The following is a 16,818-nucleotide window of genomic DNA, read 5'->3' on the forward strand; positions in this document are numbered from 1 at the left end:
GGAGGCATGGATGGGCAGGAGCCGCAGAACAATCCCGGAGGAGCTTCTGTTGCTCGCTCTGGACCCGACCACGGGTACCACAGCGCAGCCGCAGTCGCTCGACCTCGGCCTGGCCGGGGCACAGCTAGTGGAGCTGGCTCTGGCAGGACGGATAGCCCCTGACGGGGATCGTATCGCCGTGGTGATGCCACGGCCGACAGGAGATCCGACACTGGACTCCGCACTGGAGCTGCTGCGCCGTCGTGGCAGCCCGGTCCGGGCGGTCCACTGGATCGGCGGACCCCGGCTGGGGCTGCGCCAGATCTATCTCGCTCATCTGGAGCGGTGCGGCATGGTTCATGCCGTGGCGGGCCAGATGTGCGGAGTGCTGCCGACGACTCGCTACCAGGCGACGGAGACAGCGATCAGCCGGGACATCAGAGCCCGGCTGGACAGTGCGATCCGCACCGGCGTACCGCCGGACCCGCGGACCGCGGCGCTCGCCGCACTGGCCCACGCGGTCGGACTCGGCAAGCACCTGTACCCCGGGAACGAGGGGCGTTCATCGCGCTCCCGGCTCCGGGACCTGATCAGGCACGACCCCATGGGCGGCCTCGTGGCGCACGCCGTGATGGACGTCCAGAACGGAGTGGCGGTCCAGCCACGCCGTACGCAGCAGGCAGCGGGCGTTCCGTTGCAGCCGCAAGCACAGGCACGCCCGGGCAGCATGGCGCACACCGCCGCGAGCTGACCCGGAGAGCCCGAGCAGGACCCGCGCAGAGGACCGCGTGGACAACCGCACACCGCCGTAACCGTCGTCATCGGACCCGGTTCGGGAGCCGCACCACGCGCGGGGCAGCCGGTTTCGACCGGCTGCCCCGCGCGCTTGCGCGCCGTAGCGCCCGCTCTTTCGCGCGCCGGTGCGTGCTCCGGTGCGCGGCCGGGGGCTTATACCGCACGCACCTGCGTGTGGCCGTTTCCCAGCGCGGCCGGGGCCAGGGGTGGCAATCTGCTGAGCAGTAGATACGCACAGCTACATAGCCGGAGGTGCACTTTCCGTGCCGTCCAACGTCAATCCCACAGTCAGGCGACGCAGGTTGGGCCAGGAACTGCGCCGCCTGCGCGAACTCAAAGGCATGACGGCCGAGGAGGTGGCGGAGCGTCTGCTCGTCTCGCAGTCGAAGATCAGCCGCCTGGAGAACGGCCGCCGCTCCATCAGCCAGCGCGATGTGCGCGACCTCTGCGGGGTCTACGAGGTCGAGGACGTCCGCATCGTCGACTCGCTCATGCAGATGGCCAAGGACTCGCGCCAGCAGGGCTGGTGGCACGCCTTCGGCGACATCCCGTACAGCGTCTACATCGGTCTGGAGACCGACGCGGAGTCCCTGCGGGTTTACGAGCCCCAGATGGTTCCGGGCCTGCTCCAGACCCGGGCCTACGCGGAGGCGCTGATCAGCGGCGCGCTTCCGGAGGCGCCGCCGTCGGACATCGAGAAGCGCGTCAACGTACGGTCGCGGCGCCAGGACCGGGTCAACGCGCCGGAGAACCCGCTGCGGCTCTGGGCCGTGATCGACGAGTCGGCGCTGCGCCGGCGGGTCGGTGACAACCAGATCATGATCGACCAGCTGGAGCACCTCGTCGAGCAGTCACACCTGCCGCATGTGACCGTGCAGGTGCTGCCGTTCGAGATGGGAGCGCACCCCGGGATCAACGGGCAGTACGCGATCCTGGAGTTCCCGGACGCCGCGGACTCCAGCGTCGTCTACATCGAAGGCGTCACGAGCGATCTCTACCTGGAGAAGGCGAACGACGTCCAGCGCTACAGCGTGATGTACGAGCACCTGCGGGCGCAGGCTCTGAACGTGGAGCAGACGCGGGAGTTCATCACCAAGATCGCCAAGTCGTACACCAGCTGACGTCAGCTGACACCGGCCGACACCGGCTGACCCAGCCGGCACCAGTTGATTCAGGACACTTCCAAGGGCGCTGAGTGAGCGGCGGCGGCACAATACACCGCCGCCGACTCACAGCGTAAGGGCTCCTGGCCAAATGACACCCGGTCGAGTGAACGGCCATCTCATGGACGGGGCTTGGCGAGTAGCGTCGATCACGCCAACCGGAATCAGGTTGGTGCGACTCACCCAACTCTCTGAACCGGAGTGAACATGGCAATTCTTCAGGGTGCTACGGACATGTGGACGAAGTCGTCGTACTCCGGGGGCAACGGCGCATGCGTCGAGGTCAAGTCCCCGGTCGCTCTGTCCATCGCCGTGCGTGACTCGAAGGCGCCCGAGGGCCCTTCGCTCACTTTCGTCCCCGGTGCGTGGAACGCGTTCGTGCGCGATGTCGCCACGAGCCCGGTCGACGCCTGACCGACCGTCCGGCCGAGGGCGCTCGCCCGACGTCCGACAACCGCCTGTCCGCAACGCAGGCAGCGTCACCAGCACCACAGCAGCACCAGCACCAGCACCAGCACTACCGCATCACCGCACCACCTGATGGAGCCCTCTCGACCGGTTCGCCGTCCTGGCCGAGGGGGCTCGGCACGCCAGCCGGCCCGCCCGGCGGCGCTCACCTCAACCGGTCGACGTACCGATCGGTCCCCGGCACGGTCGGGATGAACGGCGCGACCAGCTCGACCCGCCCCAGCCCCGCCTCCGCGACCGCAGCGTCGAGCCCCGTGAAGTGCGTGTCCCAGCAGGTACGGGGATCCTCCTGGAGGAACCACAGCAGCGTCAGCCGGGTCTCCACCCCCTCGACCTGCTTCACGTACGTCATGCGGTCACCGGGCAGCGGCGTCGGCCGGAAGACGGTCACCATGGCCGCCGGCGAACCGCTCAGCCGCTGCGGCAGATGCCGGGACCTCAGCCACTCCAGCAGCTCCGCCCGCTGCTCGGGCCCCTCCGCGTCGACGACCTGGAGGACGAGTCCCTCGTACGGATGGTCCAGCGCGTGGCAGTCCCGTGGCCCGGCCGCTCCGTCGCGGTAGACGGTCGCCTCGTGGTCCTGGAAGGCCGTGAAGACGTGGGTGCGGTCCTGGTAGACCCGGCCGTCCCGGTTGAGCCGTTTGTTGATGGCGACGGTCCACTTCATGTGCTCGTCGTAGCGGCCCTCGGTCACCCAGTACGTCGACAGGTAGCACCCGGCGCCGACCGGCTGCGCGACCGCCGAATCCTCCGGATAGCGCAGCTCCTGGAGGACCTTGGTGGCCACCCAGCGCCGCCCGGCGAACATCCACGGCATGGCCGTCGCACCGGCGTAGTAGTGGTCGTCCTCGTACCAGCGGTTGTACGCGTACTCATGGCCCGGATGTGGTTCGACCATGGTGATCAGAGCGTGCCCCGGGCGCACTCCGTACGGCCCCACCGCCGCCAGCTCGGCATAGCCCGCACCGCGTGCCCCTTCGCGCTCGTCTGCCATCTCCCGCGCCCCCTTCCTCTTCCATCGGCCCCCGCCGCCACCTACTCTGACGATCCGTCAGAAAAACGTCCAGGGCCGGGAGGCACCGAGATGCTGCTCGCGGGAAAGACCGTCATCGTGTCGGGCGTCGGCGCCGGGCTCGGTCACCGGGTCGCGGAGACCGTCGTACGGGACGGAGGACGCGCGGTGCTCGGGGCGCGGACGGCGGCGAACCTGGCGAAGAGCGCGGCGGAGATCGACCCGGAGGGCCGCCACACCGCCCACCTGCCGACCGACATCACCGACGAGGCACAGTGCGAGGCGCTGGCAGCGCTGGCGGTCGAGCGGTTCGGCGGGATCGACGCGGTGGTCCATGTCGCCGCCTGGGACAGCTACTTCGGCGGCCTGGAGGACGCGGACTTCGCCACCTGGCAGTCGGTCCTGGACGTGAACCTGCTCGGTACGCTGCGGATGACCCGGGCCTGTCTGCCCGCGCTCAAGGAGCGCGGCGGCTCGGTGGTGGTGATCGGCACGCAGTCCGCGGTGGCCGCGCCGTCGCAGGTGCGGCAGGCGGCGTACGCGGCGTCCAAAGGAGCGCTCACCTCGGCGATGTACTCGCTGGCGCGGGAGTTGGGGCCGCACCGGATCCGGGTCAACACCGTGCTGCCGGGGTGGATGTGGGGGCCGCCGGTGCAGGCGTACGTCCGGTTCACCGCCGATTCCGAAGGCGTACCGGAGTCCGAGGTGCTGGCCCGGCTCACCGAGCGGATGGCGCTGCCGGAGCTGGCCACCGACGGCGATGTGGCGGACGCCGTCGCCTTCCTGGCCTCCGACCGGGCGCGCGCGATCACCGGTCAGTCGCTGCTGGTCAATGCCGGTGAGCTGATGCGCTGACCTGCGGTGTCACGCGCCGCGCGGGTAGCGGGCCAGCCAGCCCGGCGCGGCGGCGGTCGGGCTGTGCAGGGCCGGGCCCTGGGTCATCTCCATCGCGAAGTCGTCGGCCAGTTCGAGGAGCGTCGGCCGGCCCTCCAGCTCCGCGAGCCAGGCCGGCGGCAGCGCGGTCTCGCCGTGCAGCGCGCCGAGCAGCGCTCCGCAGACGGACCCGGTGGCGCGGGACGGCCCGCCGTGGTTCACGGCGAGGCGCAGCCCGTGGCGTACGTCCTCGCTGACCAGCGCGCAGTACACGGCGACGGCGAGCACCTCGTCGGCCGCGTCGCTCGCGCCCAGCGCCTCGATGAGCGCCGGCCCCGGGATGCCCTGCCGCACCGAGCCGAGGGCCTGTTGCAGCGCCTCGGTCACCGGCTCGTGGCCGGGACGCTCGCCGAGCAGCGCCATCGCGTGCTGCACCGAGCCGTCCAGGGTCTCGCCGCGCGCCAGTCCGTGCACCAGTACGGCGAAGGCTCCGGCGGCCAGTTGAGCGGCGGGATGGCCGTGGGTCTGGGCCGCGCACTCGACGGCCAGCTGGAGCACGAGCTGCGGCTCCCATCCCACGAGCAGCCCGAACGGCGCGGACCGGGTGAGCGCGCCGGCGTCCCGGGCGGCGGGGTTCTTGGGCCGCTCCAGCGTGCCCATGACGGTGTCGCCGAAGCCGCCGAGACACTCGCGGGCAGGCTCGCGGCGCGCGTAGAGCCACTCCTCGGCGGCCAGCCAGCCGTTGTCCTTGCGCCGCTCGTCGGGGCCCCAGTCGTGCTGGGTGGCGGCCCAGCGCAGGTGGGCGCGGTGGACGTCGGTGGGCGGGTGCCAGGCGCCGGTGTCGCGGCGGACCTGGGCGCGGATCAGACCGTCCACGGTGAAGAGCGTGAGCTGGGTCAGCGCGGTGACGGTGCCGCGTCTGCCGTGCGCGGGTACGTAGTCGACGACGCCTTCGGCGCCGTGCGCCGCCCGGATCTCCTCCAGCGTGAGCCCGCTGACCCCGGCCCCGAGCGCGTCCCCGATGGCCCCGCCGAGCAGCGCCCCGCGGACCCGGCTGCGGAAGTCCTGCTGCTCGGCCCGTCCCCAGACCGCCGTGGTCCCTGTGCTCACCCGCCGCCTCCCGCCACCACATGGTCCGCCGCCAGTGCGGGCCTCTGCGGGCGACCGCCCCAGCACTGTAATCGAACGGGAACGGGCGGTAGAGAGGGCGACCGGAGCGCGGCCGTCCGCACTGTCCCGATACACGTGCAATAGCCCGGCGGTGCGACGGAGACACCGCGTCGCTATCCCGCTCCTGGAAGCGGGCCTCATGGCACATGGCGTCTAGGACGTGCGCCGGGCCGGCGTGAAGGCGGCCACTGCGGCGATCAGCGGAAAGAGCGCGACCACGCCGAGTGCCGTCGAGAGCGGCATCGACTTCGCCAGGGCGCCGGCCGTGGCGCTGCCGACGCCGCCACCGAAGAAGAAGGTGAGGTTGAGCAGTCCCATCGCACCGCCGCGCCGCGCCGGTTCGATGTGTCCGGACATCAGCGCGGTGGTGAAGACCTGGGTGACGGAGAACGCGGAGAAGCCGAGCGAGGCGCCGAGGATCAGCAGCACCGCGCCGGAGCCGGTCAGCGCGCCGGCGAGCGCCGCAGCGAAGGCGAGCGAGACCGCGCCGAGCAGCCGGTTGCCGCGGTCGCCCGCGGTGAGCCGGCCGGCCAGCCGGGACAGGGCCGCACCGACGACGGCTCCGGGCAGGAGCAGGACGCCGACGGACAGGACGCTCCAGCCGTGGTCGCGGACGAGGAGCTGCGGTACGGCGTACATCGCGGCGAACAGACCGCCGTACACGCCGATACCGATGACGGCGGCCTTCAGGAAGACGCGGTCGGTGACGAGTGCGCGCGGCACGAAGGACGTCTCGCTGCCGCGTGTGCGCCAGGTGAGGCCGGCGGCCGACAGGAGCAGCACGGCGGCGGTGGCGACCACCAGCGGTGTGGTCAGCGCGAGCGCGGAGGACTGGATCAGGACGAGGAACGAAATGGCGGTGAGCGTCAGCAGAGCCGCTCCCGGCAGGTCCGTCGACCGGCCGGAGTCCTTCCGCGTCGGTGCTCCGGCCAGGCAGAGTGGCACGACGAGCAAGGAGAGCGCCGGCAGGACCAGCGCGATGCGCCAGGTCACCCATGCGGTGAAGACGCCGCCGGCCAAGGTGGCGCCGGCCGAGAAGATGGCCATCGTCGCACCGAATCCGGCGAAGACCTGCGGCCTTCGCTCCGGCGGTACGGAGGCGGTGAGCGCCATGGCGCAGGCCGCCATGGCACCGGAACCGGCGGCCTGGACGAAGCGTCCGGCCACCAGGACGCCGAGGTTCGGCGCGAGGAGGCAGACCACCGCGCCGACGGCGAGCGCCGACGAGCCGAGCAGCAGCGCCGCGCGCACGCCTCGCGTGTCGGCGAGCCGGCCGAAGAGCGCCGTGCCGACGCCGAGCGCCAGCGCGTGCGCGGTCAGGACCCAAGCGGTGGCGGTGGCCGAGGCGTCGAGCGAGGACGCCACGTCCGGCAGCGCCACACCGGCGGCGGTGACGCCGAAGACGACCGGGCCGAACAGAGCGCCGTAGCGCAGCCCGTCCGAGCGGGCGCCAGGAGCGGGGACGGTACCGGCGGCCGCGGTGGACGCGGCCTCGTGCGTGGTCATGATGGACTCCCAGTAGTGACGAGGGCCTGGCGGATCGCGAGGCCGTTCAGGGCGGCGGCCGGCTTACGGCAGCGGCGCGATGTTGTGGTTGAGCCGGAAGAGGTTGTCCGGGTCGACCGCGGCCTTCACGCGCGCCAGCCGGCTCCAGGTCTCCGGCGTGAAGCACTCCGCCGCCGATCCGGCCGTGTCCGTACCGGCGAGGAAGTTCAGATAGCGGCGGCCCGTGCTCCACTCCGCCATCGGCTCGAGGACCACGTCCGGCGAGCCGGGAGGCGAGAGCGTGGAGAGCGTGTACGCGCCTTCGCGGACGCCGACCGCGTTCGGCACCTCGGCGGGCCGTGCGAGCGCGCCGCCGAGCTGGCGCACCTCGACCATCAGGTCACCGCAGGACGACCCGGCTCCGGCCACCCGCAGCAGCGCCTCCACGGCATCCGGGCCCAACTCCCGTAACACGATGTTGCGTTCGTGGTACGGGAGCGGATGCGCCGGATCCTGGTGGATGCCGGCCACCGCGGTGTACGGCATCTCGGCGACCGAATCCGCCAGCGGCGTCCCGCACGCGCGCAGCGGACGGACGAGCCGCTCACCCTCCTCGGCGCGGCCGGTGAAGGCGATCCGCACATGCGCGGCGAACGTCCCGCGCAGGAACTCCGGCACGTCCGGGACGTCCGGCAGCCGCAGCAGCGCGACGGAGGAGGTCATCTCCTCCGGCACGGTCGCGGTCCACTGCCGCCAGGTGTGCAGGACCTGCGCGGCCTGCTCACCCGGGAAGTGGAGGCCGCCGCCGTAGAGCCGGCGCACCGGCATCAGGCCGAACCAGAGACCGGTGACGACGCCGAAGTTGCCCTTGCCGCCGCGCAGCGCCCAGAACAGGTCCGGATGCCGGTCGCGCGTGACCTGCCGGACACCGCCGTCGGCGGTGACCACCTCGATGCAGGTCACATGGTCCGCCGCGAAGCCGTACTGCCGGCCGAGCGGACCGAGGCCGCCGCCGAGCGTGTAGCCGACGACGCCGACCAGCGGCGACGAGCCGTTGAGCGGTGCCAGGCCGTGCGGCGCGGCGGCGGCGATCACCTGGTGCCACTGCGCCCCGGCCTCGACGTGCGCCGTACGCGTGAGCGGATCGACGGCGACCGCGTTCATCCGGCGCGTGGAGACCAGGACGCCGCCGACCGCCGGAGCGGCGATGCCGTGGCCGGTCGCCTGCACGGCGATCGGGAGGCCCTGCCGGGCGGCGAAGGACACCGCGGCGGACACGTCCTCGGCCGACAGCGCGGCGACCACCACGTCCGGCCGGTGGAGCCCGATCCGGTTGAAGCCCGCCAACTCCCGCGCGTAACCGGCGTCCTCCGGAGTGAAGACCTCACCTTCGAGCCGCGCGACGAGCCCGTCCACAGCGCTCTCGGCGATGTCCGCTTGTTTGGACCGCCCCGATTTTCCAACCATGATCCTGTCCTTCCTCCCGTGCCGCGCGGCTGTCCCGCCGGACGCGGCGGCGATGAGGAGCAGTGTTCGGCCGGCACGACACGGTTCCCATCCCGCGATCAAGGGGGCCGGGCGCGGCGGAGGAGCGGCGTGAAAGGACCGCCTCCCTCAGGTGAGGGGTTGGAGGGTTCCGCCGGAACTGGCACCTTCAAGGGATGACGAGTTCGACGATCTCGCGCACCTCGGTCGGCCGGGCGGAACTGCTCTCCCGGTCGGCGAAGGCCACCGACGCGCTCAGCATGTTCGCCGAGGCCTCGACGCAGCTGCGCCGGCTCCTGCCGTACGACGCGGCGGTCTGGCGCGTCACCGACCCGGTGACCGGCATGATGACCGCGCCGGTCCGGGCGGAGAATCTGGACGAGGGCGGCTGCGCGGTCTACTGGGAATCCGAGCTGTTCACCGAGAACGTCAACCTCTTCCGCGATCTGGCACAGGCCTCGGTGCCGGTCGCCGGACTCCGCCGGACCACCGGCGACCTGCCGGCGCGCAGCACGCTGTACCGGACCTTCATGCGGCCGCGCGGACTCCAGGACGAGCTGCGCGCGGTCCTGCGCGTCGGAGGCCGTCCGCAGGGCCACATCAGCCTGTTCCGGGCCGAGGGCCGGGCGGCCTTCGACGACGCCGAGACGCGGCTGATCGCCTCCGTCCTCACTCCGCTCGCCAAGCGGCTGCGCTCGTTCGCGGAGCCGTCACCGCAGCCGCTGTCGGACGCTCCGCACGGTCCCGGACTCCTCCTGTTCGACGCGAGCGGTGCGCTGATGTCGGTGAACGACGACGCGTCGGCCTACCTCGACACGCTTCCCGAAGGCCCCGCCGTGCCGTCGCCGCTCGGCATCCGCGTACCGGCCTGGGTCCAGGCGACGGCGATGAAGGCGCGCGCCGTCGCGCGGGAGCGGGACGGCGGCCAGGCGCGCGCACGCGTACGGAACCGTGCGGGCCGCTGGCTGGTCTGCCACGCCTCCTGTCTGCGCGAGGCGAACGGCCGACTCGGCGCGTCGGCGGTGGTGATCGAGCCGGCGAAGACCTCGGAGATCGTGCCGCTGGTCGTGGACGCCTACGAGCTCACCGACCGCGAGACCGAGGTCACCCAGTACATCGCGCGCGGCCTGCCGACCGGCGAGATCGCCGCGCGGCTGCACCTGTCGCCGCACACGGTCCGCGACCACGTCAAGGCGGTCTTCGAGAAGGTCGGCGTCTCCAGCCGCGGCGAGCTGGTCGGCAAGCTGTTCACCGAGTACTACGCGCCGCTCGCGCAGAAGAACATGACGCGCGTCCAAGCCGACTGAGCGGCTGAGCTGCTGAGCGGCTGACCGAACTGACGACAGCCCACCGAAGCAGCGCCCACAGACCGCACGCCTTCCCTCCGGCCCTACGCTCCCCTCACCCCAGCCGCTCCCGCTGCGCCCGGGCCCAGCCGTACTCCGGGTCCAGCTCCAGCGCGCGGTCCAGGTCCGCGCGGGCCTCCTCGTGCCGGCGAAGCGCCCGCAGCACCACCGCCCGTCCCTGGTAGGCCCGTTCATGGCGCGGGTCGACCGCGATGGCCCGGCCGTGGTCGGAGAGGGCCGCGTCGAACTCCCGGGCCCGGAAGCGGTCCCAGCCGCGCGCCACGAGAGCGGCCGCCCGCTCCGTATCGGTCAGCTCCACGCGGGTCAGCAGGAGTCCGAGGACGGCGGTGGGCCGGGGGCCGTGGTCGGTGCAGGCGATGAGGAAGTCCCGGCCCCAGTCGCGGAGTACGGCGCTGTCGGCGTCCTCACCGGCCTCCACCAGGGTCCGGGCCCAGTGGCGGGCGGCGGACGGCTGCTGGCCGCACACCGCGATCCCGGCACGCAAGGCGTCGGGCAGCGCGGTGCGCGGGCGGGCGCAGAGGCGGTGGTAGAGCACGTCGAGAGCGGCCCGGCGCCACGGCTCCTCGGCCCAGAGCCGGTCCGGGTCGATCCCCTCCGCCGCCGCGTCCCGGCGTACGGCGAATGCCTCGGCCAGCCGGTCGTGCGTCTCCTTCCACCGCCGCGGTGAGCCGGTGCGCTGGAGCCGGAGCATCGGGGCCCGGACGACACCGTGGTAGCGGGAGCGGCCCGAGTGCGGCTCGACGACGAACGGCAGCTCGTGCAGCCAGCCGTAGAGCCCGGGGACGGCGGCGGGCGCGGCGACGGCCACCAGGTCCTCGTCGAACCGCCGGGGCAGCGCACAGGCGAGGGCCGCCGCCCGGCGGTCCGGGTCGCTCTCGCCGGCCAGGAAGCGCTCGACGGCGGTCGCGTTCGCCTCGCCGGCCGCGCCGGGATTGGCGGCGAGCGTCGACACCAGGACCGGCAGCCCGCCGGAGAGCCGCAGTACCTCCCGTACCACCGGCTCCTCCACCACGCCGCGTCCGTGCAGGAGTTGGCGCGACTCGGCCTCCGTGAACGGTCCCAGCGGTACGTCGGCCACCAGGCGGCCCCGATCGCCCCAGTGCGCGGGATCCAGGCGCCGCTGCCCGGCCAGGGTCAGGACCAGGTTGGCGGGCAGCTCTCCGTACCGGCCGCGCAGCAGCAGGTCCGCCAGCCACCGGTCCAGCAGGGGTGCGGTGCGTTCGTACGTGTCCAGGAACAGCACGACCCACGGCACGGCGTCCGCGACCCGGCCGAGCTCGGCGACGAACACCGGCGTCAGCGCCCGTACCGGCTCGGCCAGCAGGAACGTCTCCTCCTGCTGCCGCGCCCGCCCGCCGAACACCGCCCGCAGCCCGCCGGCACCCCGCGCCACGACCGCCGGATCGATGCCGCCGGCGAGCGCCCCGACCACAGGTATCGCCCCGGCCGCGACCAGCCCGGCCTGCGCGGCGACGAGAGCGGCGGGCGAGGGCTCGTCCCCGTCGGCCGCGAGCCGGCCGGCCGCGTCGTGGAGAGCGCGCCGGTACGTGGCCAGCATCCGGTCCAGCGCCCGCAGCGGGTGCCCCTGCTCGGCGAACTGCCGCGCGACGGAGGCCAGAAGCTCCGGCACGGAGTCAGCGCCTTCGTCGACGGACGCGGTGAGCGCCCCGAACTCCCGTGCCGCCTGCTGCCATTCCCGTACGAGCGAGGTCTTGCCTACCCCGGCGTTGCCCCGCACATGAAGGACGAACCGGTGGCGTGGGTCCTCGGGCGGAGTGGCGAAGTTGTCGCGGAACAGGTCGAGTTCGACCTCCCGCCCGACGAACGCGGCGCGCCGCCGGCCTTCGACGATCTGCTGGAGGGAGAGGCGGCGGGGCGGGGACGGCGGAGGCATGTCCACAGTCTGTCAGCAGGCGTCCGCGCCCGGCATCGGCTCCTCTCCGGCTACCGGGAACCCGCCCACTTCCCAGCTCACTCCGGACTGACCACCGGAACCGGCGCGGCCGTCACTCGTCGGGGACGTACCGAGTCCGCGCACCCTCTACCGGCGGCTCCAGGCCACCACCGGCGTGACCCCGCTGCAGTGGCTGCTCAACCAGCGCCTGCGGCTCGCCCAGAGCCTGCTGGAATCGACGGACCTGCCGATCGCCAGGATCGGGGAGCTGAGCGGCCTCGGCACGGCGAACAACCTCCGCCACCACTTCCTCAAGCAGCTCGGGGTGTCGCCGAGCGACTACCGGCGCGCCTTCCCTCCGGCGTGAAGGCCTGGGAGCCCTTCAGGCCCAGGGGTCGAAGGGGATGCCCGCGGGCTTGGAGTTGTTGAGGAGGCTGCGGAAGCGGTCGTCCCTGTCAGTCACCTTGATGGTGGCGGACCCGAAGTCGGCGTTCATGAGCTTGTCGCGCAGGGCGGTGCTGGGGAAGCCGTTCCAGTCGACGATCGGCGGGTAGCGCCAGGTGCCGTAGTGGTTCTCGGGCGGCTCGTCGTTGTTGTTGGCGAGGCGGAAGAAGTGCGTGCTGGGGCCGTCCTTGTGGTAGACGGCCTTGGGGTGCGAACCGTCGAACCGCACCTGGGAGCGCGGGTAGGTCCTGACGGTGCTGTGCTGGGTGGTCGAGACGTAATCCACCTGGTTCGACGCCTGGTTGACCCAGGAGATGACGTGCTCGAAGTCGTGACGGTGCCCGCCGAGCCCGCTGCCGTGGACGGCCTGGTCCTTCTCGAAGTAGCTCGCGTAGACGATGCCGCACCAGCCGTTGTTGCACTTGGAGCGGGCGTACGTCTGGGAGTTGTCCAGGTCCCACTTGTCCCGGCAGCTCCCGTTGATGGCGCCGGTCGTCTTGAGGCCGGGCGCGAGAGTGCCGTCGGGGCCGATGGCGGGGGTGGCGTAGCAGCCGTCACCGTCGTAGTCGAAGGCGGGCGAGAAGGTCTGCTCGTAGCCTCCGGCGCTCTGGGGAAGGTGCTGCGGCGGATCGGCGTGCGCGGCCGTCGCGGTGCCGAGCACGAGGAGGCCGGCGGCGGCCAGGACGGCGGCGGTGCGGGTGGCGCGACGGTTGCGTACGAAAAGGCAGGCGCCCGTGGCCGTATGCGCCTGGCGGCGGACTTTGCGGGCGAATACCGGTGTCGGCAGGGTTGGCATGATTTCTCGCTCCTGTCTCAGCAGCACGTGACGGCAGGGGTGACCCTCGCAAGAGTTGCCCGGGTCATGACAGAAAGAAACGGAAGACCAGCCCTCAGGTGCCCGCCGACACCCCTTCAGCAAACGATCAAGGAGCGCGACGGCGCCACCATCGCGGACCACGGGGGGATGGCCGTGCAGGCGTGCACGTACAAGGGCGAGAAGATGCAATACGTCCTGGCCATGGACGGTGTGGAGAACCCCGAGGACACCGCGGAACGCCGTCGCCTGCTGGAGAAGTTCCTGCGCTCCCAACTGCCCGTCGCCACGGCGGCCGAAGGCTGCCGTCCATAGGCCTTCCGGGGGCAGGGGGCACGCCCCCTCCCCCCGGCGTCCCCTTACCCCGGCACCACCGGCAGCAGCTCCGGCAGGTGGCCGTCCGAGGCCGTGGCCGCCGCGACCCGCTCGGCCGGGACCTCTCCGTACAGCGTCGTACGCGGACGGGACGGACGGCCCGCGAGGTCGGCGATGGCCTTCAGGTCCTGGATCGAGCGGTACGAACCGTAACTGGAGCCCGCCATACGGGAGATGGTCTCCTCCATCAGCGTGCCGCCCAGGTCGTTCGCGCCCGAGCGGAGCATCTCCGCCGCACCCTCCGTGCCCAGCTTCACCCAGCTCGTCTGGATGTTGGTGATGTGCGGGTGCAGGAGCAGGCGCGCCATCGCCGTCACCGCGCGGTTGTCGCGGTCCGTCGGGCCGGGACGCGCGATGCCGGCCAGGTAGACCGGAGCGTTGGTGTGGATGAACGGGAGCGTGACGAACTCCGTCAAGCCTCCTGTCTCCTGCTGGAGTTGGGCCAGCGTGCGGAAATGGCCCAGCCAGTGGCGGGGCTGGTCGACGTGGCCGTACATCATCGTCGAGGACGAGCGCAGGCCCACCTCGTGCGCCGTCCTGATGACCTCCAGCCAGGTGGCCGTAGGCAGCTTGCCCTTCGTGAGGACCCAGCGGACCTCGTCGTCCAGGATCTCCGCCGCCGTACCGGGGATCGAGTCGAGTCCCGCTTCCTTCGCGGCCGTCAGCCAGTCGCGGATCGACATCCCGGTGCGGGTCGCGCCGTTGACGACCTCCATGGGTGAGAAGGCGTGGACGTGCATGCCGGGCACGCGCTCCTTCACCGCGCGTGCGATGTCGAAGTACGCCGTGCCCGGCAGGTCCGGATGGATGCCGCCCTGCATGCAGACCTCCACCGCACCGACGTCCCACGCCTGCGCCGCGCGGTCCGCGACCTGGTCCAGCGAGAGCGTGTACGCGTCGGCGTCCGTGCGGCGCTGGGCGAAGGCGCAGAAGCGGCAGCCGGTGTAGCAGACGTTGGTGAAGTTGATGTTCCGCGTGACGATGTACGTGACCTCGTCGCCGACCACGTCCCGGCGCAGCGCGTCCGCGATCCGGCACAGCTCGTCCAGCGCCGGGCCGTCCGCGTGGAGCAGCGCGAGGGCCTGGTCGTCGGTGAGCTTCGTCGGGTCGTCGGCGGCCTGGCCGAGCGCCTGGCGTACGTCGGCGTCGATCCGGGACGGGACCATGCCGGGCGCCGCCGCCTCACGGAGCGCCTCCCAGTCCCCGTACACCTCGTCGAAGTCGTCACGGCGGTCGCCGGTGCGGCCCTCGGTGTCGATGGTGGCGTGCAGGTCGGTGCGGCCGGAGGAGGTGAAGCCCTCGTCCGGCTCCTGCCACGGCAGGCCGACCGGGAGCACGTCCTCGCGGGCCAGGCCCGTCTCCGGGTCGGCCAGGGCGCGGACGTGCGGGAGGAGGCGCGGGTCGAGCCAGGGTTCGCCGCGCTGGATGAACTCCGGGTAGATGGTGAGGCGTTCGCGGAGCGTGAAGCCCGAGTCCGCTGTCTTCTGCGCCAGTTCGTCGATGTGCGGCCACGGACGTTCCGGGTTCACATGGTCCGGAGTCAGCGGTGAGACCCCGCCCCAGTCGTCGATGCCCGCGCCGATGAGCAGCGCGTACTCGGCGTCCACCAGGTTCGGCGGCGCCTGGATCCGGGCCGACGGGCCGAGGATGTGCCGGGCCACGGCGATGGCGGCGGCCAGCTCCTCCAGCTCCGCGTCCGGCATCCCGCGCATCGCCGTGTCCGGCTTGGCGCGGAAGTTCTGCACGATGACTTCCTGGATGCCGTGGTAGGCGCGGGCCGTCTTGCGCAGCTCGAAGAGGGAGTCGGCGCGCTCCTCGTACGACTCGCCGATGCCGATCAGGATGCCGGTGGTGAACGGCACGTTGGAGCGTCCGGCGTCTTCAAGGACGCGCAGCCGCAGTGCCGGTTCCTTGTCCGGCGAACCGTGGTGCGGGCCGCCGGGCTCGGACCAGAGGCGGGTCGCCGTCGTCTCCAGCATCATGCCCATGGACGGCGCCACGGGCTTGAGCCGCTGGAGGTCGGTCCAGGTCATCACGCCCGGGTTGAGGTGCGGCAGCAGGCCCGTCTCCTCCAGGACCCGGATCGCCATGGCGCGTACGTACGCGAGCGTGTCGTCGTACCCCTCCGCCTCCAGCCACTCCCGCGCCTCGGGCCAGCGGTCCTCCGGGCGGTCGCCGAGCGTGAAGAGCGCTTCCTTGCAGCCCATCGCCGCGCCTTCGCGGGCGATCGTCAGCACCTCGTCCGGCGACAGGAACATGCCGTGGCCGGCGCGGCGGAGCTTGCCGGGGACGGTGACGAAGGTGCAGTAGTGGCACTTGTCACGGCAGAGGCGGGTGAGCGGGATGAAGACCTTGCGCGAGTACGTGATCACGCCCGGCCGGCCCGCCGCTTCCAGGCCCGCGTTCCGGACACGGGCGGCGGACGCGGCCAGATCCTTCAGGTCGTCGCCGCGCGCCTGGAGCAGGACGGCGGCCTCGGTGACATCGAGGGCGACGCCGTCACGGGCCCGTTTGAGCGCGCGCCGCATGGCGTTGGAGGTGGGACGTCCGCTCTGGGGATCGGCATCGGGATCGGTCATGAACCGAGCATACGAGCGAGGCACTCGCACCGGACCAGGGCCTGGGGCCTGTATGCGCAGGCCGCGGGGTGCTCCTGGTCACTCGTGCGGGCCGACTCACCCGGCCAAGCGCCCGTTGACGGCGTCCGCACGCCTAAGGTCGGGACGGTGATGGAAACGATCGTCCTCGGCATCGGTGAAACCCTCGTACGCGACGACCGCCACTGGGCCTCCTGGGCCAACTGGCTCGGCGTGCCCGCGCACACGCTCGGCGCGCTGGTCGGCGCGGCGGTCGCGCAGGGCCGCGACGCGACGGACGCGCTGCGGGTGCTGCGGCCGGACATGGACATCGACGAGGCGTACCTCGCGCGGGCTGCGGCCGGGCGCGGTGAGCACCTCGACGAGTCGGACCTCTACCCGGACGTCCGGCCGGCGCTCGCGGAGCTGCGGGCGGCGGGCGTACGGGTGGTGGTGGCGGGGAACGGGTCGGTGCGGGCCGGTGAGTTGCTGCGGGCGCTGGACCTGCCGGCCGATCTGGTGGTGACGTCGGACGAGTGGGGCGTACGGAAGCCGGATCCGGCCTTCTTCGCGCGGGTGGTGGAGGTGGCGGAGGCCGATCCGTCGGCGACGCTGTACGTGGGCGATCATCCGGCGGACGACCTGTTTCCCGCCGCCGCGGCGGGGTTGCGGACGGCGCATCTGCGGCGGGGGGTGTGCGGGTACTGGTGGGCGGAGCATCCGGATGTGGTCGGCGTGGCGGACTTCCGGGTCAACGCGTTGACGGAGCTGGTGGGGCTCCACTCAGCCCGTCCGGCGTTCGAGGACGGAAGCGGGGCGGTGGGGGCCGGGCGGGCTGCGAGGGTCTCGTACCTGAGGGGCCTCTGAGCGCCGGGCCCCACCCCAGCAAGGGTTCCGTCCTCAAACGCCGGACGGGCT

At 72.2% G+C, this 16,818-nt stretch carries 14 protein-coding genes and 1 pseudogene; 8 read left to right on the forward strand and 7 right to left on the reverse strand.

Annotation, left to right across the window (positions count from 1 at the left end; translation table 11 throughout):
* The first annotated feature begins 10 nt into the window (after positions 1-10).
* The 3 genes from ABZ267_RS18840 (at position 11) to ABZ267_RS18850 (ending at position 2,351) form a co-directional block, all read left to right on the forward strand.
* A complete protein-coding gene (locus ABZ267_RS18840) occupies positions 11-730 on the forward strand; it encodes a GPP34 family phosphoprotein (protein WP_356746629.1) in 720 nt (239 codons plus the stop codon).
* Positions 731-1,037: 307 nt separating this feature from the next.
* Positions 1,038-1,895: a helix-turn-helix transcriptional regulator gene (locus ABZ267_RS18845; protein ID WP_356746630.1), complete on the forward strand. Its 858-nt coding sequence runs from the start codon at positions 1,038-1,040 to the stop codon at positions 1,893-1,895.
* A gap of 249 nt (positions 1,896-2,144) precedes the next feature.
* Positions 2,145-2,351 carry a DUF397 domain-containing protein gene (locus ABZ267_RS18850; RefSeq protein WP_093692008.1) on the forward strand — a complete coding sequence of 69 codons (207 nt, stop codon included), beginning with the start codon at positions 2,145-2,147 and terminating at the stop codon, positions 2,349-2,351.
* A gap of 199 nt (positions 2,352-2,550) precedes the next feature.
* Here ABZ267_RS18850 and ABZ267_RS18855 read toward each other — a convergent pair whose 3' ends face one another.
* Positions 2,551-3,399 (reverse strand): hypothetical protein, encoded by an 849-nt coding sequence (locus ABZ267_RS18855; RefSeq protein ID WP_356746631.1) that lies wholly within the window; start codon positions 3,397-3,399, stop codon positions 2,551-2,553.
* A gap of 90 nt (positions 3,400-3,489) precedes the next feature.
* Here ABZ267_RS18855 and ABZ267_RS18860 point away from each other — a divergent pair, with 90 nt between their 5' ends.
* Positions 3,490-4,272 carry an SDR family oxidoreductase gene (locus ABZ267_RS18860; RefSeq protein ID WP_356746632.1) on the forward strand — a complete coding sequence of 261 codons (783 nt, stop codon included), beginning with the start codon at positions 3,490-3,492 and terminating at the stop codon, positions 4,270-4,272.
* A 9-nt stretch (positions 4,273-4,281) separates the two neighbouring features.
* On the opposite strand, the gene ABZ267_RS18865 is transcribed toward ABZ267_RS18860, so the two are convergent.
* From ABZ267_RS18865 to ABZ267_RS18875, 3 genes are all read right to left on the reverse strand, one after another.
* On the reverse strand, positions 4,282-5,400 hold the full coding sequence (locus ABZ267_RS18865; protein WP_356746633.1) for an ADP-ribosylglycohydrolase family protein: 1,119 nt from the start codon (positions 5,398-5,400) through the stop codon (positions 4,282-4,284).
* Between the two features lie 213 nt (positions 5,401-5,613).
* Complete coding sequence (locus ABZ267_RS18870) at positions 5,614-6,966, reverse strand: MFS transporter (RefSeq protein WP_356746634.1); 1,353 nt, start codon at positions 6,964-6,966, stop codon at positions 5,614-5,616.
* A gap of 63 nt (positions 6,967-7,029) precedes the next feature.
* Positions 7,030-8,412, reverse strand: coding sequence for an FAD-binding oxidoreductase (locus ABZ267_RS18875; protein ID WP_356746635.1), 1,383 nt, complete (start codon positions 8,410-8,412; stop codon positions 7,030-7,032).
* 194 nt (positions 8,413-8,606) lie between these two features.
* On the opposite strand from ABZ267_RS18875, the gene ABZ267_RS18880 reads away from it, so the two are divergent.
* Positions 8,607-9,737 (forward strand): helix-turn-helix transcriptional regulator, encoded by a 1,131-nt coding sequence (locus tag ABZ267_RS18880; protein ID WP_356746636.1) that lies wholly within the window; start codon positions 8,607-8,609, stop codon positions 9,735-9,737.
* Between the two features lie 94 nt (positions 9,738-9,831).
* Here the strand turns inward: ABZ267_RS18880 and ABZ267_RS18885 are convergent, their stop codons facing one another.
* A complete protein-coding gene (locus ABZ267_RS18885; RefSeq protein WP_356746637.1) occupies positions 9,832-11,691 on the reverse strand; it encodes a tetratricopeptide repeat protein in 1,860 nt (619 codons plus the stop codon).
* Positions 11,692-11,824: 133 nt separating this feature from the next.
* Between ABZ267_RS18885 and ABZ267_RS18890 the strand changes: the two are divergent.
* A pseudogene (locus ABZ267_RS18890) lies at positions 11,825-12,058 on the forward strand (helix-turn-helix domain-containing protein); the annotation flags it as partial.
* Between the two features lie 15 nt (positions 12,059-12,073).
* Here the strand turns inward: ABZ267_RS18890 and ABZ267_RS18895 are convergent.
* Positions 12,074-12,931: an NPP1 family protein gene (locus ABZ267_RS18895; RefSeq protein ID WP_356746638.1), complete on the reverse strand. Its 858-nt coding sequence runs from the start codon at positions 12,929-12,931 to the stop codon at positions 12,074-12,076.
* 168 nt (positions 12,932-13,099) lie between these two features.
* On the opposite strand from ABZ267_RS18895, the gene ABZ267_RS18900 reads away from it, so the two are divergent.
* Positions 13,100-13,264 (forward strand): hypothetical protein, encoded by a 165-nt coding sequence (locus ABZ267_RS18900; RefSeq protein ID WP_356746639.1) that lies wholly within the window; start codon positions 13,100-13,102, stop codon positions 13,262-13,264.
* A gap of 44 nt (positions 13,265-13,308) precedes the next feature.
* On the opposite strand, the gene ABZ267_RS18905 is transcribed toward ABZ267_RS18900, so the two are convergent.
* On the reverse strand, positions 13,309-15,903 hold the full coding sequence (locus ABZ267_RS18905; RefSeq protein WP_356746640.1) for a bifunctional FO biosynthesis protein CofGH: 2,595 nt from the start codon (positions 15,901-15,903) through the stop codon (positions 13,309-13,311).
* A 150-nt stretch (positions 15,904-16,053) separates the two neighbouring features.
* Here ABZ267_RS18905 and ABZ267_RS18910 point away from each other — a divergent pair, with 150 nt between their 5' ends.
* On the forward strand, positions 16,054-16,767 hold the full coding sequence (locus ABZ267_RS18910) for an HAD family hydrolase (protein WP_356746641.1): 714 nt from the start codon (positions 16,054-16,056) through the stop codon (positions 16,765-16,767).
* Positions 16,768-16,818 lie beyond the last annotated feature (51 nt).

Source organism: Streptomyces sp. NPDC006174, assembly GCF_040614075.1.
Lineage (GTDB): Bacteria > Actinomycetota > Actinomycetes > Streptomycetales > Streptomycetaceae > Streptomyces.